General features: G+C 54.6%; 18 protein-coding genes, 1 tRNA gene and 3 rRNA genes. 17 read left to right on the top strand and 5 right to left on the bottom strand.

Annotated features, from left to right (window positions below; translation table 11 throughout):
* Positions 1 to 51: 51 nt before the first annotated feature.
* Positions 52 to 1425 carry a nucleobase:cation symporter-2 family protein gene (locus tag AC0IXH_RS17595; protein ID WP_471720768.1) on the bottom strand — a complete coding sequence of 458 codons (1374 nt, stop codon included), beginning with the start codon at positions 1423 to 1425 and terminating at the stop codon, positions 52 to 54.
* Between the two features lie 199 nt (positions 1426 to 1624).
* Positions 1625 to 2521 (bottom strand): LysR family transcriptional regulator, encoded by an 897-nt coding sequence (locus tag AC0IXH_RS17590; RefSeq protein ID WP_134823127.1) that lies wholly within the window; start codon positions 2519 to 2521, stop codon positions 1625 to 1627.
* A gap of 103 nt (positions 2522 to 2624) precedes the next feature.
* On the opposite strand from AC0IXH_RS17590, the gene budA reads away from it, so the two are divergent.
* The 8 genes from budA to rbsR all read left to right on the top strand — a co-directional run bounded on the left by budA (position 2625) and on the right by rbsR (position 11054).
* Complete coding sequence (budA, locus tag AC0IXH_RS17585; protein WP_013200053.1) at positions 2625 to 3407, top strand: acetolactate decarboxylase; 783 nt, start codon at positions 2625 to 2627, stop codon at positions 3405 to 3407.
* A gap of 18 nt (positions 3408 to 3425) precedes the next feature.
* The gene (alsS, locus tag AC0IXH_RS17580) at positions 3426 to 5105 is read left to right on the top strand and encodes an acetolactate synthase AlsS (protein ID WP_134823128.1); all 1680 of its coding nucleotides are present in this window, start codon (positions 3426 to 3428) and stop codon (positions 5103 to 5105) included.
* Positions 5106 to 5257: 152 nt separating this feature from the next.
* On the top strand, positions 5258 to 5677 hold the full coding sequence (gene rbsD, locus AC0IXH_RS17575; RefSeq protein ID WP_013200055.1) for a D-ribose pyranase: 420 nt from the start codon (positions 5258 to 5260) through the stop codon (positions 5675 to 5677).
* A 7-nt stretch (positions 5678 to 5684) separates the two neighbouring features.
* Positions 5685 to 7196: a ribose ABC transporter ATP-binding protein RbsA gene (gene rbsA, locus AC0IXH_RS17570; RefSeq protein WP_471721158.1), complete on the top strand. Its 1512-nt coding sequence runs from the start codon at positions 5685 to 5687 to the stop codon at positions 7194 to 7196.
* The gene (gene rbsC / locus AC0IXH_RS17565) at positions 7193 to 8161 is read left to right on the top strand and encodes a ribose ABC transporter permease (protein WP_013200057.1); all 969 of its coding nucleotides are present in this window, start codon (positions 7193 to 7195) and stop codon (positions 8159 to 8161) included. The genes rbsA and rbsC overlap by 4 nt, the downstream gene beginning before the upstream one ends.
* A gap of 22 nt (positions 8162 to 8183) precedes the next feature.
* Positions 8184 to 9062 carry a ribose ABC transporter substrate-binding protein RbsB gene (gene rbsB, locus AC0IXH_RS17560; RefSeq protein ID WP_053141027.1) on the top strand — a complete coding sequence of 293 codons (879 nt, stop codon included), beginning with the start codon at positions 8184 to 8186 and terminating at the stop codon, positions 9060 to 9062.
* 57 nt (positions 9063 to 9119) lie between these two features.
* Positions 9120 to 10049, top strand: a complete 930-nt coding sequence (rbsK, locus tag AC0IXH_RS17555) for a ribokinase (protein ID WP_013200059.1) — start codon at positions 9120 to 9122, stop codon at positions 10047 to 10049.
* Positions 10050 to 10052: 3 nt separating this feature from the next.
* On the top strand, positions 10053 to 11054 hold the full coding sequence (gene rbsR, locus AC0IXH_RS17550; RefSeq protein WP_013200060.1) for a ribose operon transcriptional repressor RbsR: 1002 nt from the start codon (positions 10053 to 10055) through the stop codon (positions 11052 to 11054).
* On the opposite strand, the gene mdtD is transcribed toward rbsR, so the two are convergent.
* Complete coding sequence (gene mdtD, locus AC0IXH_RS17545; protein WP_013200061.1) at positions 11051 to 12454, bottom strand: multidrug transporter subunit MdtD; 1404 nt, start codon at positions 12452 to 12454, stop codon at positions 11051 to 11053. The two genes, rbsR and mdtD, sit on opposite strands and share 4 nt — an antisense overlap.
* A 547-nt stretch (positions 12455 to 13001) precedes the next feature.
* Between mdtD and AC0IXH_RS17540 the strand changes: the two genes are divergently transcribed.
* From AC0IXH_RS17540 to rrf, 4 genes are all read left to right on the top strand, one after another.
* A 16S ribosomal RNA gene (locus AC0IXH_RS17540) occupies positions 13002 to 14542 on the top strand.
* 73 nt (positions 14543 to 14615) lie between these two features.
* Positions 14616 to 14691: transfer RNA gene (locus AC0IXH_RS17535), tRNA-Glu, on the top strand.
* A gap of 228 nt (positions 14692 to 14919) precedes the next feature.
* Positions 14920 to 17827 (top strand): 23S ribosomal RNA (locus AC0IXH_RS17530).
* 107 nt (positions 17828 to 17934) lie between these two features.
* Positions 17935 to 18050: ribosomal RNA gene (gene rrf / locus AC0IXH_RS17525) — 5S ribosomal RNA — on the top strand.
* The 16S, 23S and 5S rRNA genes sit together here with 1 tRNA gene alongside, the layout of an rRNA operon.
* A gap of 192 nt (positions 18051 to 18242) precedes the next feature.
* On the opposite strand, the gene mobA is transcribed toward rrf, so the two are convergent.
* Positions 18243 to 18830, bottom strand: a complete 588-nt coding sequence (gene mobA / locus AC0IXH_RS17520; RefSeq protein WP_471720767.1) for a molybdenum cofactor guanylyltransferase MobA — start codon at positions 18828 to 18830, stop codon at positions 18243 to 18245.
* Between the two features lie 90 nt (positions 18831 to 18920).
* On the opposite strand from mobA, the gene AC0IXH_RS17515 reads away from it, so the two are divergent.
* The 5 genes from AC0IXH_RS17515 (at position 18921) to spfP (ending at position 24485) form a co-directional block, all read left to right on the top strand.
* On the top strand, positions 18921 to 19190 hold the full coding sequence (locus tag AC0IXH_RS17515; protein ID WP_013200063.1) for a YihD family protein: 270 nt from the start codon (positions 18921 to 18923) through the stop codon (positions 19188 to 19190).
* Between the two features lie 74 nt (positions 19191 to 19264).
* On the top strand, positions 19265 to 20251 hold the full coding sequence (locus AC0IXH_RS17510) for a serine/threonine protein kinase (RefSeq protein ID WP_106382008.1): 987 nt from the start codon (positions 19265 to 19267) through the stop codon (positions 20249 to 20251).
* A 53-nt stretch (positions 20252 to 20304) separates the two neighbouring features.
* A complete protein-coding gene (gene dsbA / locus AC0IXH_RS17505) occupies positions 20305 to 20934 on the top strand; it encodes a thiol:disulfide interchange protein DsbA (RefSeq protein ID WP_013200065.1) in 630 nt (209 codons plus the stop codon).
* Between the two features lie 421 nt (positions 20935 to 21355).
* Entirely contained in the window at positions 21356 to 24142 is a 2787-nt protein-coding gene (polA, locus tag AC0IXH_RS17500; protein WP_471720766.1) for a DNA polymerase I, read from the top strand.
* Between the two features lie 295 nt (positions 24143 to 24437).
* Positions 24438 to 24485, top strand: coding sequence for a small protein SpfP (gene spfP / locus AC0IXH_RS17495; RefSeq protein WP_441316268.1), 48 nt, complete (start codon positions 24438 to 24440; stop codon positions 24483 to 24485).
* Between the two features lie 73 nt (positions 24486 to 24558).
* Here spfP and yihA read toward each other — a convergent pair whose 3' ends face one another.
* Complete coding sequence (gene yihA / locus AC0IXH_RS17490) at positions 24559 to 25203, bottom strand: ribosome biogenesis GTP-binding protein YihA/YsxC (RefSeq protein WP_471720765.1); 645 nt, start codon at positions 25201 to 25203, stop codon at positions 24559 to 24561.
* Positions 25204 to 25210 lie beyond the last annotated feature (7 nt).

Below are 25210 nucleotides of genomic sequence, written 5' to 3'. Positions count from 1 at the left end.
GCTCAGTTATACCCTGTCTGCTGATCCAGGGAGCGCGTACGCGTTACAAGACTATTTTTCCGTTGCCAGTTTGCTTTCGCGGGTCTGACGTACCGCGGTGTCGGACGGCAACACCAGGTTCAGCACGATGGCAACAATGCCACCCGCGCTAATCGCTGAGCCAAACAGGTTAGCAAAAACCTTCGGTAAATGGCTGAGGAATTCAGGTTGCGCTTCGATGCCGAGGCCAATACCAAACGAGACGGCAATGATCATCATGTCGCGGCGGGTCAACGGCGATTGGGTCATGATGCGGATGCCAGCGGCCAGTACGCTACCAAACATCACCAGCGTCGCGCCGCCTAAAACCGGTGCCGGGATTTGCTGGATCACCGCGCCAAACGCCGGGAACAAGCCCAGTAACGCCAGCAGGCAGCCAATCCACATGCCGACATAGCGGCTGGCGACGCCGGTCATCTGGATCACGCCATTATTCTGCGCAAAGGTGGTGCTGGGCAGCGCCGAGAAGATGGCTGCCAGCATGCAGCTGACGCCATCCGCCAGAATGCCGCCCTTTAAACGTCTGACGTAGCTTTCCCCTTCAACGGGCTGGCGTGACAGCAGGCAGTTCGCCGTCAGATCACCGACCGCTTCAAGAATACTGATCAACGAAATCAGCGCGATCGGCAGAAACAGCGAGAAATCAAACTGGAAGCCGAAGCGATAGGGCTGCGGCACGGCAATCCAGGATTCGGTGAACGGATGCAGGGTCAGATTGCCGCTCAGCGCAGCGGCCACGCAGCCAACGGCCATACCGAGGATCACCGCAGAGAGACGCAGCCAGCGGTTGCGCGCGTGGCTGAACAGCACGATGGTGGCCAGCGTCAGCAAACCCAGCAACAGGTTGGGCACCGAACCGAAGTTTTCCGCGTTATGACCGCCGCCCCAGTCGGTGATGCTGACCTTAATCAGGCTGATACCAATCAGGCACACCACGGTGCCACTGATTAACGGGGTGATCAGGCGGCGGATCTGGCCCAGAAAACGGCTGACGATCATCGGAATAAAGGCGGCAACCGTGGTCAGGCCGAAAATCATCGCCATCACATCTTCCGGGCTGCCGCCGCGATTTTTCACGCTGAATCCGGCCGCCAGAATCACCGCCAGAAAGGCAAAGCTGGTGCCCTGCAGGCAAATCATCCCGGCACCGATATGCCTTATCCGGCGAGCCTGAATAAAGGTGCCAAGGCCGGAGACAAACAGCGACATGCTGATCAGATAAGGCAGCCAGGCATTGAGGCCCAACACCGTACCGATAATCAACGGTGGTGTAATCACGCCCACCAGACTCGCCAGCACATGCTGTAACGCGGTAAACAGCGCGACCGTCGGAGTGGGTTTCTCCTCAAGGCCATAAATCAAATCAGAAGGTTCATTAGCAGACATAACTACACTCCATGGATCGGCAGACTTTGTCTCATGCATGAAACACGCCAGAGTGCAGTAAATGATGCGGTGGTTTTTTATTGTCTGATAGATAACCTTTTTTTTATTGAATAAGATGATCCGAAAGTTTCACGATGTTGTTACGTGAACCTAAATGGTGCGATCCAACCCGGCAAATACGCACCAAAATGGCACATTCTCAGCGCGTGCCCGGCTGAATTTCATTGAGGGTGGCCACCAGATGCAGCACCGCCGGCGATCGATCCAGCCGTCGCCAGGCCAGGGCGATATCGCTGTTGAGCACCGCATCATCAATGGCATGCAGGGTGACGTCCGGATGGCGAATGCAGCCCAGCGATTCCGGCACGAGGGTATAGCCAAACCCACTGGCCACCAGCCCGATGGCGGAGGCGATTTGCGGTGCCTGTTGGCCGGTGCGCGGCTGAAATCCGGCCCGCAGACAGGCGCTGATGATCATCTCATACAGGCTGGGCGCCACTTCCTGCGGAAAGAGGATCAGCGGATCCTCCGCCAGCTGCTGCAGCGACAGGGATGCCTTGCCCGCCAGCGCATGGCCCGGCGGCAACACCGCCAGCATTTTTTCACTGGCGATGACCTTCAAATTAAAGGCTTTGCTGCTTTCACACGGCAGGCGCACAAAGGCCGCATCCAGCAATCCTTCCTGCAGGTTATGCAGCAGCGTCGCCATATTCTGCTCGCCGGTGATCATCTCCATATCCGGGTAGCGATGCTGAAACTCCCTGAGCAGGCTGAATACCGAACCATGAAACGCCACCGAGCTGGCGAAACCGAGGGAAAGTCGTCCCCGGGTGCCGCGCGCAATGCCTTTGGCTTTCTCCAGCGCATGACCACTGAGTTCGAGGATCTGGCAGGCATCCTGATAAAAGGCCTCTCCGGCTTCGGTCAGCTCAACGCTGCGGGTCAGTCGTTTCAACAACGGCAGGCCAATTTCGCGCTCAAGGCGAAGGATTTGCTGGCTCAGAGGCGGTTGGGAAATCCCAAGCAGTTCGGCCGCGCGGGTGAAGTTGTGGGTCTGGGCAACGGCCACAAAATAGCGCAGGTGACGGAGTTCCATATCAAAAACGTCTCAAAGTGAAGGCTTCCCTATATTGGTATCCGGCACTGAATCGAGTCAACATCCTGTTAATGATTCTTAACCTTTTAGCCAAGAGGATGCCATGAAAAATTCTGCAACTGACTGTTTATGCGAACAAGAGTTGGCCTCTACCGTCAGCGCATTGCAGCAGCATAAGCCAGAAAGCGTAATCTATCAGACCTCTCTGATGAGCGCGTTGCTGAGTGGGGTTTACGAGGGCAACATCACCGTCGCCGACCTGCTGAAAAAAGGGGACTTCGGCCTCGGCACTTTCAACCAGCTGGACGGCGAACTGATTGCCTTCGATCGCGAGGTCTATCAGTTACGCGCTGACGGCAGCGCGCGCGAAGCCTCTCCTCAGCAGAAAACCCCCTTTGCGGTGATGACCTTCTTCCGTCCGCAGCATCGCCATCATTTCGATCGGCCGGTGGGTCGTCAGCAGATTCACGACTATATCGACAGTCAGGTCACCTCCGATAACCAGTTCTGCGCACTGCGCATCGACGGCCGTTTCTCGGAGGCGCAGACCCGCACCGTGCCGTGCCAGCATCGTCCTTATCGCAGCATGCCCGAAGTGCTCGGCCAGCAACCCACCTTTCACTTTAGCGAGCGCAACGGCGTGCTGATTGGTTTCCGCACGCCGCAATATATGCAGGGCATCAACGTGGCGGGTTACCACGAGCACTTTATTACCGATGACCGTCAGGGTGGCGGCCATCTGCTGGATTACCGGCTGGAGGAAGGGGTGCTGACCTTCGGTGCGATCAGCAAACTGGTGATCGACCTGCCAAAAGATAACGACTTTCTGCAAGCCAACCTGAATCCCGACGATCTGGATTCGGCCATTCGTTCCGTTGAGAGCTAATTCCCCTAAGGAGTCATGATGAAAAACCCAACCGATACTCAGCTATGGCAGCATGGCGCCGATCTGGTCGTGGCGCAGCTGGAAGCTCAGGGCGTGAAGCAGGTCTTTGGTATTCCGGGCGCCAAAATCGATAAGGTCTTTGATTCGCTGGTGGACTCCACTATCCAGACCATCCCGGTGCGCCATGAAGCCAATGCTGCCTTTATGGCGGCGGCAGTCGGGCGGCTGACCGGCAACGCGGGCGTGGCGCTGGTCACCTCCGGCCCCGGTTGCTCGAACCTGATCACCGGTATGGCCACCGCCACCAGTGAAGGCGATCCGGTGGTGGCGCTGGGCGGCGCGGTGAAGCGCGCGGACAGTGCAAAACAGGTGCATCAGAGCATGGACACCGTTGCCATGTTTCGTCCGGTCACCAAATATGCCGTTGAAGTCACCGATGCCAATGCCCTGTCTGAAGTGATCTCCAACGCCTTCCGCCAGGCTGAACACGGCAGAGGCGGCGGCGCCTTTGTCAGCCTGCCGCAGGATATTGTCGATCAACCGGCCCGGGGCAATCTGCTGAGCAGCAAAGGTCAGGTGTTGCTGGGCGCCGCGCCGGATGTGGCGATTGAGGCGGTTGCCGCACAGATTGCGCAGGCCAAAAACCCGGTTCTGCTGCTGGGACTGATGGCCAGCCAGCCGGAAAACAGCGATGCGCTACACCGCCTGCTGGAGCGCAGCCATATTCCCGTCACCAGCACCTATCAGGCGGCTGGGGCCGTCCGTCAGGGACACTTTTCACGCTTTGCTGGCCGGGTAGGCTTGTTTAACAATCAGGCGGGCGATCGTCTGTTACGTCAGGCTGACCTGATTATCACCATCGGCTACAGCCCGGTGGAATATGAGCCGGCCATGTGGAACAGCGGGACGGCCACGCTGGTGCATATCGATGTGTTGCCTGCGGAAGCGGATAACTGCTATTTGCCGGATGCTGAGCTGGTGGGCGATATCGCCGCAACGCTCGACAAACTCGCCGCGCGCATTGCCTCGCCTTTGCAGCTCAGCTCACAGGCCGCATCGATTCTGCACGATCGCCAGCAACAGCGGGAGCTGTTGACATTGCAGGGCCAGAATCTGAATCAGTTTGCCTTGCATCCGCTGCGCATCGTGCGGGCGATGCAGGACATCATTAACAGTGACGTCACCCTGACGGTGGATATGGGAAGCTTCCATATCTGGATTGCCCGCTACCTTTACAGCTTCCGGGCGCGTCAGATTATGATCTCCAACGGGCAACAGACGATGGGCGTGGCGCTGCCGTGGGCCATTGGCGCCTGGCTGGTCGACCCGAGTCGTAAAGTGGTGTCGGTCTCCGGCGATGGCGGATTCCTGCAGTCCAGTATGGAGCTGGAAACTGCCGTCAGGCTCAAAGCCAATATTCTGCACATCATCTGGGTGGATGAGGAATACAACATGGTGGCGATGCAGGAACAGAAGAAATATCAGCGGGTGTCGGGGGTTAAATTCGGCCCGGTCGATTTCAAAGCCTATGCCGAAGCCTTCGGCGCTGCCGGATTTGCGGTAGACAGCGCAGAAGCGTTAGAGCCAACGCTGCGTAAAGCCATGGATGTGCAGGGACCTGCAGTGGTCGCGGTGCCGGTCGATTATGCCGACAATCATTTGCTGATGGGCCAGCTCCATTTAAGCCAGATCCTCTAACCTCCAGCCACGATCCCAGCCTTAAGCCAAACCCGAGGCAGGCAACAGCGAAACGTTTCGATGGCGATCACAATTTCGCGATTTGGCGGTTGTTTTCGCCCCTGCCTCTCTTAAACTCCGGATCAGCGAAACGTTTCGCTCTGGAGTGAAAGATGAAAAAAGGCACCTTACTGAATTCTGATATTTCGTCCGTGGTTTCCCGCCTCGGGCATACCGACAGCCTGACCATCGGCGATGCGGGCTTGCCAATTCCGGCCGGTCCTCAGCGTATCGATCTGGCGCTGACCCACGGTATTCCCAGCTTTCTGCAGGTGGTTCACACCGTGACCGAAGAGATGCAGGTAGAAAGTGCCATCATCGCGGAAGAGATCAAATCTCATAATCCCAAGCTTCACAGCGACCTGTTAGCCCTGCTCGACTTGCTGCAACAACATCAGGGAAACACCATCTCGATCCAGTACGTCACTCATCACCAGTTAAAACAGCAAACCCAGCGTAGTCAGGCCGTGATCCGCAGTGGGGAATGTTCCCCCTACGCGAATATCATCCTGACCGCTGGCGTGACCTTCTGAGGGCATGATGCAACCTTTACTGCAACTGCAAGGTATTGATAAATCCTTTCCCGGCGTGAAGGCGCTTTCCGGCGCGGCACTCTCGGTCTATCCGGGCAGAGTGATGGCGCTGGTCGGCGAAAATGGTGCCGGTAAATCCACCATGATGAAGGTGATGACCGGGATCTATCCGCGTGATGCGGGTCGCATCACCTGGCTGGGCAATGACGTCTCCTTCAACGGGCCAAAAGCGTCGCAGGAAGCCGGCATTGGCATCATTCATCAGGAGCTGAACCTGATCCCACAGCTGAGCATTGCGGAAAACATCTTCCTCGGCCGTGAGTTTGTTAATGCGTTTGGCCGCATCCAGTGGAAGAAAATGCACGCCGAAGCCGACGTGCTGCTGAAAAAACTCAATCTGCGTTTTAGCAGCCACAGGCTGGTGGGCGATCTGTCGATCGGCGACCAGCAGATGGTCGAGATTGCTAAAGTGCTGAGTTATGAGTCGAAAGTGATCGTGATGGACGAACCCACCGATGCACTGACCGATACCGAAACCGCGTCGCTGTTCCGCGTGATCCGCGAGCTGAAGGCGCAGGGATGCGGCATTGTCTATATCTCGCACCGCATGAAGGAAATCTTCGAAATCTGCGATGACGTGACCATTTTCCGCGACGGACAGTTTATTGCCGAGCGGGCCGTGGAAAGCCTGGAAGAAGATTCGCTGATTGAAATGATGGTTGGCCGCAAGCTGGAAGAGCAATACCCGCGGCTGGATAAAGCGCCTGGTGAGGTTCGCCTCAAGGTGGAACATCTTACCGGGCCGGGCGTTGACGATATCAGCTTCACCCTGCGCAAAGGTGAAATTCTGGGTGTTGCCGGGCTGATGGGCGCGGGCCGTACCGAATTAATGAAGGTGTTATACGGCGCGATGCCGCGCAGCAGTGGCAGCGTGCAGCTCGACGGCAAAAACGTCACCACGCGTTCGCCTGAAGAAGGGCTGAAAAACGGCATCGTCTATATCTCTGAAGACCGTAAATGCGATGGACTGGTGCTGGGCATGTCGGTGAAAGAGAACATGTCTTTGACCGCGCTGGATTACTTCAGCCACAAAGGCGGACGCCTGAAGCACGCTGAAGAGCAGATGGCCGTTGGCGATTTTATTCAGCTTTTCAATGTGAAAACCCCGTCAATGGACCAGCCAATTGGGCTGCTGTCTGGCGGTAATCAACAGAAAGTCGCCATCGCTCGCGGTCTGATGACCCGCCCAAAAGTGTTGATCCTCGATGAGCCGACGCGCGGCGTCGATGTCGGGGCGAAGAAAGAAATTTATCAGTTAATCAATCAGTTCAAAGAAGAAGGGCTGAGCATCATCCTCGTCTCCTCTGAGATGCCTGAAGTGCTGGGTATGAGCGATCGCGTGCTGGTGATGCACGAAGGCCGCCTGAGCGGTGACTTCCCCATTGAACAAGCCACGCAGGAAGTCTTAATGGCGGCGGCGGTAGGCAAGCAACATAGCGTGGAGCTAGCAAAACTATGAGTACCCAAACCCTTCGTGCCAACCGCATCTTCAGCAAAAGCTGGCTGCTGGAGCAAAAATCGCTGATCGCCCTGATCGTGCTGATTGCCATTGTGTCGAGCCTCAGCCCGAACTTCTTCACCGTCAATAACCTGTTCAACATCCTGCAGCAGACGTCGGTCAACGCCATTATGGCGGTGGGCATGACGCTGGTGATCCTGACCTCGGGCATCGATCTTTCCGTGGGTTCATTGCTGGCATTGACCGGCGCGGTGGGCGCTTCGCTGGTGGGCCTGGAAGTGAATGCACTGGTCGCCGTGGCGGGATCGCTGGCATTGGGCGCGGCGATTGGCGCGCTGACCGGCACGATTGTCGCCAAGGGCAAGGTTCAGGCCTTTATCGCCACGCTGGTGATGATGTTGCTGTTGCGCGGCGTGACCATGGTTTATACCAACGGCAGCCCGGTGAACACCGGCTTTAATGACAATGCCGATCTGTTTGGCTGGTTCGGCATCGGCCGCCCGCTGGGCATCCCAACGCCGGTGTGGATTATGGCCATCGTCTTCTTCGCGGCCTGGTACATGCTGCATCACACGCGTCTGGGCCGTTATATCTATGCGTTGGGCGGCAACGAAGCGGCGACCCGTTTATCCGGCATCAGCGTCAGCCGCGTTAAAATCATCGTTTATGCCCTGTGCGGCATGCTGGCCGCGCTGGCAGGCACGATTGAAGTGGCGCGTCTCTCTTCGGCTCAGCCAACGGCGGGAACCGGCTATGAGCTGGATGCTATCGCGGCCGTGGTGCTCGGCGGTACCAGCCTGGCAGGCGGTAAAGGACGCATTATGGGAACCTTGATCGGTGCGCTGATCCTCGGCTTCCTGAATAACGGCCTCAACCTGCTCGGTGTTTCTTCTTACTACCAAATGATCGTCAAAGCTGTGGTGATACTGCTGGCGGTGCTGGTAGATAACAAAAGCAGTAAATAACTCTCCCCTACAGGAATTTATGATGAAAATGAAACTGACTGCACTTGCTGTTCTGCTCGGCGTAACCGTCAGCGCAAACGCGCTGGCAAAAGACACCATCGCGCTGGTGGTTTCCACACTGAATAATCCGTTCTTCGTCTCCTTAAAAGATGGCGCACAGAAAGAAGCGGATAAGCTGGGCTACAACCTGGTGGTGCTGGATTCACAGAACAACCCGGCGAAAGAGCTGGCTAACGTGCAGGACCTGACCGTTCGCGGCACCAAACTGCTGCTGATCAACCCTACCGATTCAGACGCGGTGGGCAATGCCGTGAAGATGGCGAACCAGGCGAATATCCCGGTGATCACCCTCGACCGCGTGGCTTCCCAGGGCAAAGTGGTGAGCCACGTCGCTTCGGATAACCGTTTCGGCGGTAAAATGGCCGGTGACTACCTTGCCAAAAAACTGGGCGATAACGCCAAAATCATCGAGCTGGCCGGTATTGCCGGTACCTCGGCTGCCCGTGAACGTGGGGAAGGCTTCAAAACCGCGGCCGATGCGCACCACTTCCAGATCCTTGCCAGCCAGCCCGCTGATTTCGACCGCACTAAAGGCCTGAACGTGATGCAAAACCTGCTGACCGCGCATCCTGATGTGCAGGCCGTCTTCGCGCAGAATGATGAAATGGCGCTGGGCGCGATGCGTGCATTGCAAACCGCAGGCAAATCTGATGTTCTGGTGGTTGGCTTTGACGGCACCGCCGATGGCGTGAAGGCGGTTGAAGGTGGCAAGCTGGCCGCGACCGTGGCGCAGCAGCCAGAGCAGATCGGCGTTATCGGCGTGGATACCGCTGATAAAGTGCTGAAGGGCCAGAAGGTTCAGGCAATCAACCCGGTTGATCTGAAACTGGTCACTAAATAATTCAGCACGACACGCGCCACCTCCTGCAGGTGGCGCCTTTTTCTGGACGACACCCTGATGAAAACACCCGGTAAGCTGGCTGTCCTTGGCAGTATCAACGCAGATCACATCCTTAACCTGAACACCTTTCCTCGTCCCGGTGAAACGGTGATCGGCAAGCATTATCAAATCGCTTTCGGCGGCAAAGGGGCCAATCAGGCGGTCGCGGCCGGACGCAGCGGCGCTGACATCGCGTTTATCGCCTGTGTGGGTGAAGACGATATTGGTCAGCGTATTCGCGAGCAGCTGAATAAAGACAACATTGATGTTTCTCCTGTCGAAGTGATTGCGGGTGACTCCACCGGCGTGGCGCTGATTTTCGTCAATGCCGAAGGCGAAAACAGTATCGCCATCCATTCGGGTGCCAACGCGGCGTTGACGCCAGCCATTGTCATCAAGCACCAAAAAACGATCGCTGAGGCTGGCGCGTTACTGATGCAGCTTGAGTCTCCGCTTGATAGCGTGCTGGCGGCCGCCAAAATCGCCCATCAGCATCAGACCAAAGTGATCCTCAATCCCGCGCCTGCCACGCCGCTGTCCGATGAGCTTCTGGCGCTGGTGGATATGATCACCCCCAATGAAACCGAAGCCGAGATCCTGACGGGCGTCCATATCGACAGCGATGAGGATGCAGCCCGTGCGGCGGCGGTTCTGCATGATAAAGGTATCCACAGCGTGCTGATTACGCTGGGCAGTCGCGGCGTGTGGCTCAGTGAGCAGGGCGACGGGCAGCGCATTGCCGGCTTTAAGGTGGATGCGGTCGATACCATCGCCGCAGGCGATACCTTTAACGGCGCGTTGATTACCGCCTTACTGGACGAACAGCCGATGGCGCAGGCCGTGCGCTTTGCCCACGCCGCGGCCGCGATTTCAGTCACGCGATCCGGTGCGCAGCCTTCGGTGCCCTGGCGTCACGAGACCGACAGCTTCTTGCAGCAGCAGGGGTAGCACTTGGCCACCATGAAAGATGTCGCACGGCTGGCGGGCGTTTCAACGTCCACCGTTTCCCATGTGATCAACAACAACCGCTTTGTCAGTGACGCGGTGCGGGAAAAAGTGACCACGGCGATTTCGCAACTTAACTATGCGCCATCCGCCCTGGCACGAAGCCTGAAGCTTAACCAGACCCGCACCATCGGGATGCTGCTGACCGCCAGCAGCAACCCGTTCTATTCGGAAGTGGTGCGTGGCGTCGAAAGAAGCTGTTATGAGCGCGGCTACAGTCTGGTGCTGTGCAATACCGATGGCGATGAAAACCGCATGAACCGCAGTCTGGAGACGCTGTTGCAAAAGCGTGTCGACGGGCTGTTAATCATGTGTACCGAAAGCCATATTCCGTCGGTTGAGATCCTGACGCGCTATCCTTCTATCCCTTCCGTGATGATGGACTGGTCCCCTTTTGACGGTGGCAGCGACATTATTCAGGATAACTCGCTGCTGGGCGGCGAAATGGCCACCCGGCATCTTATCTCCCGGGGGTATACGCGTATTGCCTGTATCGCCGGACCGCAGGATAAAACGCCGGCCCGATTACGCCTTGAGGGATTTCATCAGGCGATGGAACAGGCAGGTCTACCGGTGCTGCCAGGCTATATCGTCGCTGGCGATCTGGAGTTTGAGGGCGGCTACAATGCGATGAACCAACTGCTGGCGCTTAATCCGCTGCCGCAGGCGGTGTTTACCAGCAACGATGCGATGGCGGTTGGGGTTTATCATGCGTTGTATCAGGCGGGACTGTCGGTGCCGCAGGACATTGCGGTGATCGGCTATGACGATATCGAGCTGGCCCGCTATATGACCCCGCCGCTGACCACCATCCATCAGCCGAAAGATGAACTGGGCGAGTTGGCCATTGATACGCTGCTGCATCGTCTGGCCGAGCCCGGTGGCAGCCAGCAACTGCTGGTGCTGACACCGGAACTGGTCGAGCGTGGATCCGTCGGGGAGCGTTAAGCGGCTTTCTTCTTTTTCTCCCGGTTGCTGATCAGATGCCTTCCGTCGCCGGGTTTCAACATCAAAAACACCGATCCTGAGATCACCGTGACCACACCCATCGTCAGGAACGTGGCATGGAAGTGCTGAACGGTGGTGCCATCAAAGTTTTCATAGAATCGCAGCACGGCGGCACTGACCGCCACCCCGAAGCTGATCGCCAGCTGTTGGGTCACGGCCAGCATACTGTTGCCGCTGCTGGCGTTGGCATCATTAAGATCCGCCAGTGTGATGGTGTTCATGGCGGTGAACTGTGTCGACATCCCCATCCCCAGAACAAACAGCGGCAGCAGGAGCACCAGCAGGCTCATCCCCGGCGTTTGTAAGGCGAAGCTGGCAACCAGCACGCCGATGATCACGCTAATCCATACCAGGGTTTTGCGGTAGCCAAACCAGCGCAGCACCTGCGTCACCATCGACTTGGCCATAATCGAACCTAACGCGGTCGGTGCCATCATGCAGCCTGCCAGGATCGCCGAGTAACCAAAGCCAACCTGCAGCATCAACGGCATCAGGAAAGGAATGCACCCCGTCCCGAGGCGTGCGGCGATATTGCCCAGTATGCCTACCGAGAAAGTGCGGGTTTTAAACATCGGCAACGGGATGAGCGGCGTAGGGTGGCGTCTTGCGTGCACTATATAGAGAAGAAGTAACAGAACGCCGCCCAGCGTGACCGCCAGCGCAATGCTGGTGGCAACGATCTTCTCGCCAAACAGCTCTATTCCGCTCGAAAGCAGCACCAGCCCAATCCCGAACAGCAAAAAGCCCAGGAAATCGAAGCGGCGGCGTGGCGTGGTGAAGTCCGGCATATATTTGCGGGCATAGATGATGCCGGCAATTCCCATCGGGATATTAATCAGGAAGATCCAGTGCCAGGTGGCATAGGTCACCAGCACGCCACCCAGCATCGGCCCCAGTACCGGGCCAATCAGTCCGGGCATGGTGACGAAATTGAGTACCGGCAGCAGCTCGCTCCGTGGGTAAGCCCTTAACAGGGCAAGGCGTGCTACCGGCATCATCATCGCGCCGCCGACACCCTGCACCACCCTGAAAGCAACCAGTGAGGTTAACGACCCCGAGAGTGCGCAGGCGAGAGAGCCGAGGGTAAACAGTGAGACAGCGACGATAAAGACTTTGCGGGTGCCGTAGCGATCGGCCAGCCAGCCGCTGACGGGAATAAGCAGGGCAACCGTTAAGGTGTAGCTGATGACGGCGGACTGCATCGCCAGCGGAGAGCGGTTGAGACTTTGGGCGATTGCGGGAAGGGCGGTGTTCAGTATCGTGGCATCCAGCGCCTGCATAAAGAAGGCCATGGCGGCGATCCACGGAAGTCCGGCCATACTGCGCGCGGATTTTATCATTTAGCATCCTTTTTAATGTTCAATGCTGGCAGGGCAAACCTGCAATGCATAAAGAATAGCATCAGCTGACCTGGTTACAGGAAGGGCAAAAGGGCTTTTAAAGGCCATTTAGCTGCTAAAAACAGCGTAAGACGGGTGTTTTTTCACCTTTTGGTGAAAAAAGAGGCGGTCAGATCTTTTTTGTTGAGAAACACTTGCGGCCTTCCAGGAATTCCCTATAATGCGCCTCCACTGACACGGAACAACGGCTTACGAGTCACCGGGTCAGAGGTTTAGGAAGCTGAATCGCCGGAGAAAAACTTCCCAAAAAGAAGTTGACTCTGAAGGAGGAAAGCGTAATATACGCCACCTCGCAGTAAGGCGCTAAGGCACTTACCGCAACGCTCTTTAACAATTTATCAGACAATCTGTGTGGGCACTCGCAGGATTGATATCAGCGCCGCAAGGCGCAAAAAAATATCAAGCCTTAAGAGTGAACACATAATGAAATTCATTATGACGTTTTACACTTGAGCACCGCTGAACTTGTTTCAGCAAATCGAACTTTTAATTGAAGAGTTTGATCATGGCTCAGATTGAACGCTGGCGGCAGGCCTAACACATGCAAGTCGAACGGTAGCACAGAGAGCTTGCTCTCGGGTGACGAGTGGCGGACGGGTGAGTAATGTCTGGGAAACTGCCTGATGGAGGGGGATAACTACTGGAAACGGTAGCTAATACCGCATAACGTCTTCGGACCAAAGTGGGGGACCTTCGGGCCTCACACCATCGGATGTGCCCAGATGGGATTAGCTAGTAGGTGGGGTAATGGCTCACCTAGGCGACGATCCCTAGCTGGTCTGAGAGGATGACCAGCCACACTGGAACTGAGACACGGTCCAGACTCCTACGGGAGGCAGCAGTGGGGAATATTGCACAATGGGCGCAAGCCTGATGCAGCCATGCCGCGTGTATGAAGAAGGCCTTCGGGTTGTAAAGTACTTTCAGCGGGGAGGAAGGCGATAAGGTTAATAACCTTATCGATTGACGTTACCCGCAGAAGAAGCACCGGCTAACTCCGTGCCAGCAGCCGCGGTAATACGGAGGGTGCAAGCGTTAATCGGAATTACTGGGCGTAAAGCGCACGCAGGCGGTCTGTCAAGTCAGATGTGAAATCCCCGGGCTTAACCTGGGAACTGCATTTGAAACTGGCAGGCTAGAGTCTTGTAGAGGGGGGTAGAATTCCAGGTGTAGCGGTGAAATGCGTAGAGATCTGGAGGAATACCGGTGGCGAAGGCGGCCCCCTGGACAAAGACTGACGCTCAGGTGCGAAAGCGTGGGGAGCAAACAGGATTAGATACCCTGGTAGTCCACGCCGTAAACGATGTCGACTTGGAGGTTGTGCCCTTGAGGCGTGGCTTCCGGAGCTAACGCGTTAAGTCGACCGCCTGGGGAGTACGGCCGCAAGGTTAAAACTCAAATGAATTGACGGGGGCCCGCACAAGCGGTGGAGCATGTGGTTTAATTCGATGCAACGCGAAGAACCTTACCTGGCCTTGACATCCACGGAATTCGGCAGAGATGCCTTAGTGCCTTCGGGAACCGTGAGACAGGTGCTGCATGGCTGTCGTCAGCTCGTGTTGTGAAATGTTGGGTTAAGTCCCGCAACGAGCGCAACCCTTATCCTTTGTTGCCAGCGAGTAATGTCGGGAACTCAAAGGAGACTGCCGGTGACAAACCGGAGGAAGGTGGGGATGACGTCAAGTCATCATGGCCCTTACGGCCAGGGCTACACACGTGCTACAATGGCGCATACAAAGAGAAGCGAACTCGCGAGAGCAAGCGGACCTCACAAAGTGCGTCGTAGTCCGGATCGGAGTCTGCAACTCGACTCCGTGAAGTCGGAATCGCTAGTAATCGTAGATCAGAATGCTACGGTGAATACGTTCCCGGGCCTTGTACACACCGCCCGTCACACCATGGGAGTGGGTTGCAAAAGAAGTAGGTAGCTTAACCTTCGGGAGGGCGCTTACCACTTTGTGATTCATGACTGGGGTGAAGTCGTAACAAGGTAACCGTAGGGGAACCTGCGGTTGGATCACCTCCTTACCTGAAGATACTCTCCCGCGTAGTGTCCACAACAGATTGTCTGATAGAAAACGTAATGAGCAACAGTAACAGAGTCCCCATCGTCTAGAGGCCCAGGACACTGCCCTTTCACGGCTGTAACAGGGGTTCGAATCCCCTTGGGGACGCCATCTCCTGATAATGAGTGAAAGACATTATCAACCCGTATCTCAAAACTGATTCTCTCCGCAAGGACGAGTCACGTTTGAGATATTTGCTCTTTAACAATCCGGAACAAGCTGAAAATTGAAACGACATGTCGTTTTCATTCTCCGTAATAAGAATGAAATCAACGATATGTTCGAGTCTCTCAAATGCTTACAACAGCACGTGTCTTTCGGGACGCTTGTGGGTTGTGAGGTTAAGTGACTAAGCGTACACGGTGGATGCCTAGGCAGTCAGAGGCGATGAAGGGCGTGCTAATCTGCGATAAGCGTCGGTAAGGTGATATGAACCGTAATAACCGACGATACCCGAATGGGGAAACCCGGTGCACTTTGGTGCATCATTGCAACATGAATACATAGTGTTGCAAGGCGAACCTGGGGAACTGAAACATCTAAGTACCCAGAGGAAAAGAAATCAACCGAGATTCCCCCAGTAGCGGCGAGCGAACGGGGAACAGCCCAGAACCTGAATCAGTTTGTGCATTAGTGGAAGCGTCTGGAAAGTCGCAGGGTACAGGGTGATACTCCCGTACACAAAAATGCACTTGCTGTGAGTTCGATGAGTAGGGCGGGACACGTGACATCCTGTCTGAATATGGGGGGACCATCCTCCAAGGCTAAATACTCCTGACTGACCGATAGTGAACCAGTACCGTGAGGGAAAGGCGAAAAGAACCCCGGCGAGGGGAGTGAAACAGAACCTGAAACCGTGTACGTACAAGCAGTGGGAGCACCTTCGTGGTGTGACTGCGTACCTTTTGTATAATGGGTCAGCGACTTATATTCTGTAGCAAGGTTAACCGTATAGGGGAGCCGAAGGGAAACCGAGTCTTAACTGGGCGTTAAGTTGCAGGGTATAGACCCGAAACCCGGTGATCTAGCCATGGGCAGGTTGAAGGTTGGGTAACACTAACTGGAGGACCGAACCGACTAATGTTGAAAAATTAGCGGATGACTTGTGGCTGGGGGTGAAAGGCCAATCAAACCGGGAGATAGCTGGTTCTCCCCGAAAGCTATTTAGGTAGCGCCTCGTGAACTCATCTTCGGGGGTAGAGCACTGTTTCGGCTAGGGGGCCATCCCGGCTTACCAACCCGATGCAAACTGCGAATACCGAAGAATGTTATCACGGGAGACACACGGCGGGTGCTAACGTCCGTCGTGAAGAGGGAAACAACCCAGACCGCCAGCTAAGGTCCCAAAGTCATGGTTAAGTGGGAAACGATGTGGGAAGGCACAGACAGCCAGGATGTTGGCTTAGAAGCAGCCATCATTTAAAGAAAGCGTAATAGCTCACTGGTCGAGTCGGCCTGCGCGGAAGATGTAACGGGGCTAAACCATGCACCGAAGCTGCGGCAGCGACGCTTATGCGTTGTTGGGTAGGGGAGCGTTCTGTAAGCCGTCGAAGGTGGACTGTGAGGTCTGCTGGAGGTATCAGAAGTGCGAATGCTGACATAAGTAACGATAAAGCGGGTGAAAAGCCCGCTCGCCGGAAGACCAAGGGTTCCTGTCCAACGTTAATCGGGGCAGGGTGAGTCGACCCCTAAGGCGAGGCCGAAAGGCGTAGTCGATGGGAAACAGGTTAATATTCCTGTACTCGGTGTTACTGCGAAGGGGGGACGGAGAAGGCTATGTTAGCCGGGCGACGGTTGTCCCGGTTTAAGCATGTAGGCGGAGAGTTTAGGTAAATCCGGACTCTTTTTAACGCTGAGGTGTGATGACGAGGCACTACGGTGCTGAAGTAACAAATGCCCTGCTTCCAGGAAAAGCCTCTAAGCATCAGGTAACACGGAATCGTACCCCAAACCGACACAGGTGGTCAGGTAGAGAATACCAAGGCGCTTGAGAGAACTCGGGTGAAGGAACTAGGCAAAATGGTGCCGTAACTTCGGGAGAAGGCACGCTGGCGCGTAGGTGAAGGGACTTGCTCCCGGAGCTGAAGCCAGTCGAAGATACCAGCTGGCTGCAACTGTTTATTAAAAACACAGCACTGTGCAAACACGAAAGTGGACGTATACGGTGTGACGCCTGCCCGGTGCCGGAAGGTTAATTGATGGGGTTATCCGCAAGGAGAAGCTCTTGATCGAAGCCCCGGTAAACGGCGGCCGTAACTATAACGGTCCTAAGGTAGCGAAATTCCTTGTCGGGTAAGTTCCGACCTGCACGAATGGCGTAATGATGGCCAGGCTGTCTCCACCCGAGACTCAGTGAAATTGAACTCGCTGTGAAGATGCAGTGTACCCGCGGCAAGACGGAAAGACCCCGTGAACCTTTACTATAGCTTGACACTGAATATTGAACCTTGATGTGTAGGATAGGTGGGAGGCTTTGAAGCGTGGACGCCAGTCTGCGTGGAGCCAACCTTGAAATACCACCCTTTAACGTTTGATGTTCTAACCTGGCGCCGTGATCCGGCGTGGGGACAGTGTCTGGTGGGTAGTTTGACTGGGGCGGTCTCCTCCTAAAGAGTAACGGAGGAGCACGAAGGTTAGCTAATCACGGTCGGACATCGTGAGGTTAGTGCAATGGCATAAGCTAGCTTGACTGCGAGAGTGACGGCTCGAGCAGGTGCGAAAGCAGGTCATAGTGATCCGGTGGTTCTGAATGGAAGGGCCATCGCTCAACGGATAAAAGGTACTCCGGGGATAACAGGCTGATACCGCCCAAGAGTTCATATCGACGGCGGTGTTTGGCACCTCGATGTCGGCTCATCACATCCTGGGGCTGAAGTAGGTCCCAAGGGTACGGCTGTTCGCCGTTTAAAGTGGTACGCGAGCTGGGTTTAGAACGTCGTGAGACAGTTCGGTCCCTATCTGCCGTGGGCGCTGGAAGATTGAGAGGGGTTGCTCCTAGTACGAGAGGACCGGAGTGAACGCACCACTGGTGTTCGGGTTGTCATGCCAATGGCATTGCCCGGTAGCTAAGTGCGGAAAAGATAAGCGCTGAAAGCATCTAAGCGCGAAACTTGCCTCGAGATGAATCTTCCCTGGGCCTTTAAGGCCCCTGAAGGGACGTTGAAGACTACGACGTTGATAGGCCGGGTGTGTAAGCGCAGCGATGCGTTGAGCTAACCGGTACTAATGACCCGTGAGGCTTAACCTTACAACACCAGAAGCGTTCTGGTGGTGTCTGAGAGACACGAACAGATATTTTCAGCTTGAACCGGATAAATTTGCGCGGCCCTATGGCGGCGTGAATAACAGAATTTGCCTGGCGGCTTTAGCGCGGTGGTCCCACCTGACCCCATGCCGAACTCAGAAGTGAAACGCCGTAGCGCCGATGGTAGTGTGGGGTCTCCCCATGCGAGAGTAGGGAACTGCCAGGCATCAATTAAGCAGACAAGCCTCATGCGAAAGCATGGGGCTTTTTTGTGTGCGTAAAAAGCAAAAACCCACAGCAGGCCCGCCTGATAACGGCCAAAACCCGCCACTAAAATCCCAAACTACCCCAAAACCCCCAAAACCACCCAAAAACCAGACAAAAAAAGACGCCGTGCTGCCGCACGACGCCTCTAAATTCAGCGCTTACCCTGAAATGAAGCGAGATCTTCAGGCGTATTAAGATTAATAAACGCCTGCTGGTTGTCGAAATTAACCGCTGTACCGCCCACTTCTTTCAGGAAAACCATCAACTTGCGGTCGCCACGCTGCAAATATTCTTCCAGCTGAGGCGCCAGACTCCGGTGAACTAACGCCAGTGTGGGATGATCGCGTTCAGCACATCTCACCCAGGCTGCTTTTGCCTCGGCATTTTTTCCCTGCCAAAGCTGACTGACCAGATTTGTTGAAAGGAAGGGCGTATCACAGGAGGCAAAAACGGCCCAATCGGTGCTGATTCGCTGCAAAGCGGCCAACATGCCTGCCAGCGGACCCGCAAATCCGGTAAAAGTATCGGCAAAAACCTCGCAACCACTTTCCTGATAGCGCTGATGATGACGATTGGCACTGATACAGACCTCCGCAACCTGCGGCTGCAGGATCGCCAGCACATGCTGATACAGCGGCTTGCCATTCAGCATCACCAACCCTTTATCCTCGCCCTGCATCCTGGAACCTCTCCCTCCGGCCAGAATCACGCCGCTGACATCCTCTACTCTATACTTCACTGGTTGAGTCATGCGCCACAATACCCCTCTTTTCATGTGGGATTAAAGCTGGTAACCTGGCGTCCTCTGTCGACCTTAAGGAACCCTGTCATGAAATGCCACCGTCTTAATGAACTGATTTCTCTTCTTCAGCCTGAATGGCAGAAAGAACCCGACCTTAATCTGATGCAATTTTTGCAGAAACTGGCGTCTGAGTCAGGTTTTAGCGGCCCAATAGGCGATCTGACAGACGATATTCTGATCTATCACCTGAAAATGCGCGGTACCGATAAAGATGAGCAGATCCCAGGTCTGAAAAAAGATTATGAAGAGGATTTTAAGACCGCGCTGCTGCGTGCCAGAGGAGTCATTAAAGATTAATTCCCCGCAGTCTCCCGTAGCCTGCTGCGTTTAATGGTATTCTTAACGGCTAATTCACGCCATGAGCATCCCGGATGAAAGAACCCGCGTTTAACTTTCAACATCTTGATCCCGATACCATCCTTGATGCGCTCTGGGAGACCGGGATCCGTGTGGAATCAGGGCTGACTGCCCTGAACAGCTATGAAAACCGGGTCTATCAGTTCTCAGATGAAGACAAAACCCGCTATGTGGTGAAGTTTTATCGCCCACAACGTTGGTCACAGCAGCAGATTCTGGAAGAACATCAGTTCACTGCAGAACTGTTTGCTGATGAGGTTCCGGTCGCAGCGCCGCTGCAATTACAGGGAAAAACCCTCCATCAGCATAATGGTTACCTTTACACCGTATTCCCAAGCCTGGGTGGTCGTCAGTATGAAACGGACAATTATGACCATCTGGAATGGGTAGGACGCTTCCTTGGTCGTATCCATCAGACGGGCCGCAAAAGCACCTTTGCTGTTCGTCCTACCCTGGGGCTGGACGAATACATCAACGAACCGCTTCAGGTCTTTGAAGCCAGTACGTTAATCCCCCGTAAGTTGAAGGAGCCGTTATTGGCCAGCGTGCGGCTGATAGGCACAACTTTACAAAAATACTGGCATACTCAGTGGCAGCCTTTACGCCTGCATGGTGACTGCCATCCGGGCAATATCCTCTGGCGTGATGGCCCGTTCTTTGTTGACCTCGATGATGCCCGCAATGGCCCCGCCGTGCAGGATTTATGGATGTTAATTAACGGGGATCAACAGGAACAACGCCTGCAGTGGGATATTCTGTTAGAGGCTTACAGTGAATTCTGCGAGTTCGATACACACGAATTGTCACTTATTGAACCTTTACGCGCTATGCGGATGGTTTATTATCTGGCGTGGGTTGTTCGCCGCTGGCAAGACCCTGCATTTCCTGCAAGTTTTCCATGGATGACGGATGAAGATTTCTGGCGCAGGCAGATTTCACTATTTAACGAGCAGGCAAGGTTGTTGCAGGAGCCCCCGCTACAGCTGACGCCCGCATTCTAAGGCTGACCGTCTTTTCCGGTTTGCCCCATTTGCTGTTAGGAGAGAGTTTCACGATGAAAAAGATTTGGTTTGCGCTGGTTGGTCTGGTTTTGGCCTTCAGTGCGTCAGCAGCCCAGTTTACGGATGGCCAGCAATACGTGACGATGCAAAAACCCGTCGCTGGCGAACCTCAGGTTCTCGAGTTCTTCTCTTTCTTCTGCCCTCACTGCTATGAGTTTGAACACGTCTGGCATGTTAGCGATGCAGTGAAGAAAGCCCTGCCTGCTGACACCAAAGTGACCAAATATCACGTCGAGTTCCTGGGTGGCGAGATGGGTAAAACCGTGACTCAGGCCTGGGCTGTTGCAATGGCTCTGGGCGTGGAAGATAAAGTTACCGCGCCAATCTTTGATGGCATCCAGAAAACGCAGACCATCACTGATGCAGCAAGCCTGAAAGATGTCTTCGTTAAAGCGGCAGGTATTACGCCAGAAGCTTATGACGGCGCCTGGAACAGCTTCGTCGTGAAATCTCTGGTAGCCCAGCAGGAAAAAGCGGCAGCCGATGTACAGCTGCAGGGCGTTCCGGCGATGTTTGTTAACGGCAAATATATGGTTAACAACGGTGGCCTGGATACCAGCTCAATGGACAACTATGTTCAGCAATATGCCAACGTAGTGAAGTTCCTGCTGACTCAGAAGTAATTCACGTCAGTCTGCAACGCCGGCGTAATGCCGGCGTTGTTGTTTTCAACTGCCGGCTCGGGTTTCTCCACGGAATAAACATGTTGAAAAGATCCTGATTAAAAGGCAGAGATCCTGTGCGATCGGCAAAGGCAATAATTAATATCCACATATAATTCATTCCGTGAAACCTGAAGTTATTCCTGGTGAATAAATTTAACTTATTGAAAACAGGTTTTTTTTGTTTTTATGCCGGCATTTTATTCTACGTATGAAAAACCGGGATCATTTTTACGCACAAACTTATCCACAGCTTATTACTGCGTCACCTCCCGCAAAATCAACAGCCAAATGAAGTTTATCCGTCAGGTTATTTCAACTTTCGTCCTCAGCTGTGGCATCCTTACCGCATTGAAAAAACCAACGAAGAACGTGACGACTTATGGCACAAATTGCAGAAAACCCGCTGATTCTGGTAGATGGCTCTTCTTACCTCTATCGCGCATACCACGCGTTCCCTCCGCTGACCAACAGCGCAGGAAAACCTACCGGCGCGATGTACGGTGTGCTGAATATGTTGCGCAGCCTGCTGCTGCAATATAAGCCCAGCCATGTAGCCGTGGTTTTTGATGCCAAAGGCAAAACCTTCCGCGATGAGCTTTTCGAAGCCTATAAATCCCACCGCCCACCGATGCCGGACGACCTGCGAGCGCAGATCGAGCCCTTGCATAATATGGTCAGAGCGATGGGCTTGCCTCTACTGGCCGTCAGTGGCGTGGAAGCCGATGACGTCATCGGTACGCTGGCGCTGGAAGCCGGTAAAAAAGGCAAGCCGGTATTAATCAGCACTGGCGATAAAGATATGGCGCAGCTGGTAACGCCAGATATCACCCTTATCAACACCATGAACAATGCGATCCTCGGCCCTGACGAAGTGGTGGAGAAATATGGCATTCCGCCTGAATTAATCATCGACTTCCTCGCGCTGATGGGCGACGCATCCGATAACATTCCCGGCGTACCGGGCGTGGGCGAGAAAACGGCTCAGGCACTGCTGCAGGGGCTGGGCGGAATTAAAGATATCTATGCCAACCTGGATAAGGTCGCTGAACTGACGTTCCGTGGGGCAAAAACCATGGCCGCCAAGCTGGAGCAAAATAAAGAGATGGCGCTGCTCTCTTATCAGCTGGCGACCATTAAAACGGATGTGGAATTAGATCTGACCAGTGAACAGCTGACGGTGAATGAGCCGGCGGTGGAAGAGTTACTGGGCCTGTTCCGCGAATATGAGTTCAAACGCTGGATCACCGACCTGGAAGAAGGAAAGTGGCTACAGGGTAAAAAGAGTCATCCTGCCGCGCAGAAAGCGCTGGTTGAACAGGTTGAAGAACAGGTCGAAACCACCAGTACGCTCTCTGCCGAAGGCTATGTCACTATTCTGGATGAAGAGACCTTCGAAAGCTGGCTGAAGCAACTCAAGACCAGTTCACTGTTTGCGTTCGATCTGGAAACCGACTCGCTGGATACGCTGAGCGCCAATATCGTGGGGATTTCCTTCGCCATTGAGCCAGGCAAAGCCGCCTATCTTCCCGTGGCGCATGATTATCTGGATGCGCCAGCCCAGCTGGATCGCAACAGCGTGCTGGAGCGCCTCAAGCCGCTGCTGGAAGATCCGGCGTTGCTGAAGGTGGGACAGAACCTGAAATACGATCGCGGCGTGCTGAAGAACTACGACATCGAATTACAGGGCATCAAGTTCGACACCATGCTGGAGTCGTACGCGCTGAGCAGCGTGGGGAGCCGTCATGATATGGATACGCTCTCATCACGCTGGCTGAACCATAAAACGGTCTCCTTTGAGGAGATTGCCGGCAAAGGCAAAAAGCAGCTGACCTTTAACCAGATCGATCTGGAACAGGCCGCGCATTATGCTGCCGAAGATGCCGACGTAACGCTCCAGCTCCACCTGAAGATGTGGCCAGAACTGGAGAAAGAGCAGGGGCCGAAGGAGGTGTTCGAAAACATCGAAATGCCGCTGCTGACGGTGATCTCGCGCATTGAGCGTAATGGGGTGTTGATCGATCAGGGGATTCTGGCCGCCCATTCGAAAGAGCTGACCATTCGTCTGGCAGAGCTAGAGCAAAAAGCCCATGAACTGGCGGGTGAGCCGTTTAACCTCTCTTCGCCAAAGCAGCTGCAGACCATTCTCTTTGAGAAGCAGGGCATCAAGCCAACCAAGAAAACGCCTGGCGGCGCGCCGTCTACCAGTGAGGAAGTCCTTGCTGAGCTGGCGCTGGATTATCCTTTGCCGAAGGTGATCCTGGAGAACCGTGGCTTAGCCAAGCTGAAGTCGACCTACACTGACAAGCTGCCGTTGATGATTAATCCTATCACCGGACGCGTGCATACCTCTTATCATCAGGCGGTCACGGCCACCGGCCGACTCTCTTCTACCGATCCCAACCTGCAGAACATTCCGGTGAGGAACGAAGAAGGTCGCCGCATTCGTCAGGCTTTCATTGCTTCCAAAGGCCATAAGATTGTCGCCGCTGACTATTCTCAAATTGAGCTGCGCATCATGGCTCACCTGTCACAGGATAAGGGCTTGTTGAGCGCCTTTGCTGAAGGCAAGGATATTCACCGTGCGACGGCTGCCGAAGTCTTTGGCATGGCGCTGGATAAAGTCACCGGCGAACAGCGCCGCAGCGCGAAAGCGATCAACTTTGGCCTGATATATGGCATGAGCGCCTTTGGCCTCTCCCGTCAGCTGAATATTGGTGCAGGTGAAGCGAAGAAGTATATGGATCTGTACTTTGAACGCTATCCTGGCGTGTTGGAGTATATGGAAAGCACCCGCCAGCAGGCCGCTGAAAAAGGCTATGTCTCAACGCTGGATGGCCGACGTCTCTATTTGCCGGATATCAATGCCAGTAATGCAATGCGCCGTAAGGCGGCCGAACGCGCAGCAATCAATGCGCCAATGCAGGGCACGGCGGCTGACATTATCAAAAAGGCGATGATTGCGGTCGATGGTTGGTTAACGCCGCAGTCAGCACCGGACGTGAAAATGATCATGCAGGTACACGATGAACTGGTCTTCGAAGTGAAAACCTCTGAAGTGGAGGCGGCCACGGCGAAAATTCGCGATCTGATGGAAAACAGCATGAAACTCGACGTTCCTCTGCAGGTGGATGTCGGCGTTGGCGATAACTGGGAACAGGCGCACTAATTTTCCGGATGCCCACGGATGAGACTGATTTTATAGCAAATTCAGTCTCATTTTTTATCCATAAGAAAATGCTTTAGTTCCGCTGTACGCCTGAACCTTTGGGCCAACCACCGTTCAGAATTTCACCTAAGCAGTTATCCTGGAAGCATTTTTTTTGTAATTAAGCTACAGGCAAGGGCGGTTTCTGTGACCTGAGTTGGATAACACCCGGTGTTTTCTGAAAATTAACTACAAAAAACCCTTTTGAGGGCCGAAAAAATCCTGTAGAGTTTCAGTTGTAGGGTACAGAGGTAAGATGTTCTATCTTTCAAACCTTTTACTTCACGTAATCGGATTTGGCTGAATATTTTAGCCGCCCCAGTCGTTATGACTGGGGCGTTTTTTATTGGGCGCTATCTGGCCCCAGGGCGGGAATCTTACTCTGCAGGCGCTTCTTGTTCTTCGTCTTCTACTGCTGGCGGAAGTTCGCTAAACCACGTATTTAACTGATCGCTCAGTTTATCAACGCCAATTTTCTTCAGTGAAGAGAACATCTCTACCCGAACATCCCCAATGAACCCTTTGGCTGTTTCACGCACCGCATTCAGCTGCGCTTTGCGTGCGCCAGAAGCCAGTTTGTCGGCCTTGGTCAACAGCACCAGCACCTGAATGCCGCTCTGCACTGCCCACAGGATCATCTGCTGATCCAGGTCCTTCAGCGGATGGCGGATATCCATCAGCACCACCAGGCCCTTCAGACACTGACGATCGTGCAGATATTCTGCCAGCGCTCTCTGCCACTTCAGCTTCATCTCTTCCGGTACTTCTGCATAACCATAGCCCGGTAAGTCGACCAGACGATAGCCTTCAGCAACCTGGAAAAGGTTGATCAGCTGGGTACGGCCTGGGGTTTTACTGGTACGTGCCAGGCTTTTTTGATTGGTCAGCGTATTCAGTGCGCTGGATTTGCCCGCGTTGGAACGACCGGCAAAAGCCACTTCAAGTCCGGTATCGGCTGGAAGGTGACGAATGTCAGGGGCACTGGTGACAAAATGGGTAACGTGATAATTCCAGCCAGACAAAATAAAA

The organism is Erwinia sp. AC075, assembly GCF_979253995.1.
The sequence above is the reverse complement of the archived record's forward strand: the minus strand, read 5'-3'. Positions and strand labels throughout refer to the sequence as shown.

What these genes read in the sequence shown, in the direction of transcription:
- AC0IXH_RS17595 (WP_471720768.1), bottom strand. Translation starts at nt 1,425, where the DNA reads ATGTCTGCTAATGAACCTTCTGATTTGATTTATGGCCTTGAGGAGAAA.
- AC0IXH_RS17590 (WP_134823127.1), bottom strand. Translation starts at nt 2,521, where the DNA reads ATGGAACTCCGTCACCTGCGCTATTTTGTGGCCGTTGCCCAGACCCAC.
- budA (WP_013200053.1), top strand. Translation starts at nt 2,625, where the DNA reads ATGAAAAATTCTGCAACTGACTGTTTATGCGAACAAGAGTTGGCCTCT.
- alsS (WP_134823128.1), top strand. Translation starts at nt 3,426, where the DNA reads ATGAAAAACCCAACCGATACTCAGCTATGGCAGCATGGCGCCGATCTG.
- rbsD (WP_013200055.1), top strand. Translation starts at nt 5,258, where the DNA reads ATGAAAAAAGGCACCTTACTGAATTCTGATATTTCGTCCGTGGTTTCC.
- rbsA (WP_471721158.1), top strand. Translation starts at nt 5,685, where the DNA reads ATGCAACCTTTACTGCAACTGCAAGGTATTGATAAATCCTTTCCCGGC.
- rbsC (WP_013200057.1), top strand. Translation starts at nt 7,193, where the DNA reads ATGAGTACCCAAACCCTTCGTGCCAACCGCATCTTCAGCAAAAGCTGG.
- rbsB (WP_053141027.1), top strand. Translation starts at nt 8,184, where the DNA reads ATGAAAATGAAACTGACTGCACTTGCTGTTCTGCTCGGCGTAACCGTC.
- rbsK (WP_013200059.1), top strand. Translation starts at nt 9,120, where the DNA reads ATGAAAACACCCGGTAAGCTGGCTGTCCTTGGCAGTATCAACGCAGAT.
- mdtD (WP_013200061.1), bottom strand. Translation starts at nt 12,454, where the DNA reads ATGATAAAATCCGCGCGCAGTATGGCCGGACTTCCGTGGATCGCCGCC.
- AC0IXH_RS17515 (WP_013200063.1), top strand. Translation starts at nt 18,921, where the DNA reads ATGAAATGCCACCGTCTTAATGAACTGATTTCTCTTCTTCAGCCTGAA.
- AC0IXH_RS17510 (WP_106382008.1), top strand. Translation starts at nt 19,265, where the DNA reads ATGAAAGAACCCGCGTTTAACTTTCAACATCTTGATCCCGATACCATC.
- dsbA (WP_013200065.1), top strand. Translation starts at nt 20,305, where the DNA reads ATGAAAAAGATTTGGTTTGCGCTGGTTGGTCTGGTTTTGGCCTTCAGT.
- polA (WP_471720766.1), top strand. Translation starts at nt 21,356, where the DNA reads ATGGCACAAATTGCAGAAAACCCGCTGATTCTGGTAGATGGCTCTTCT.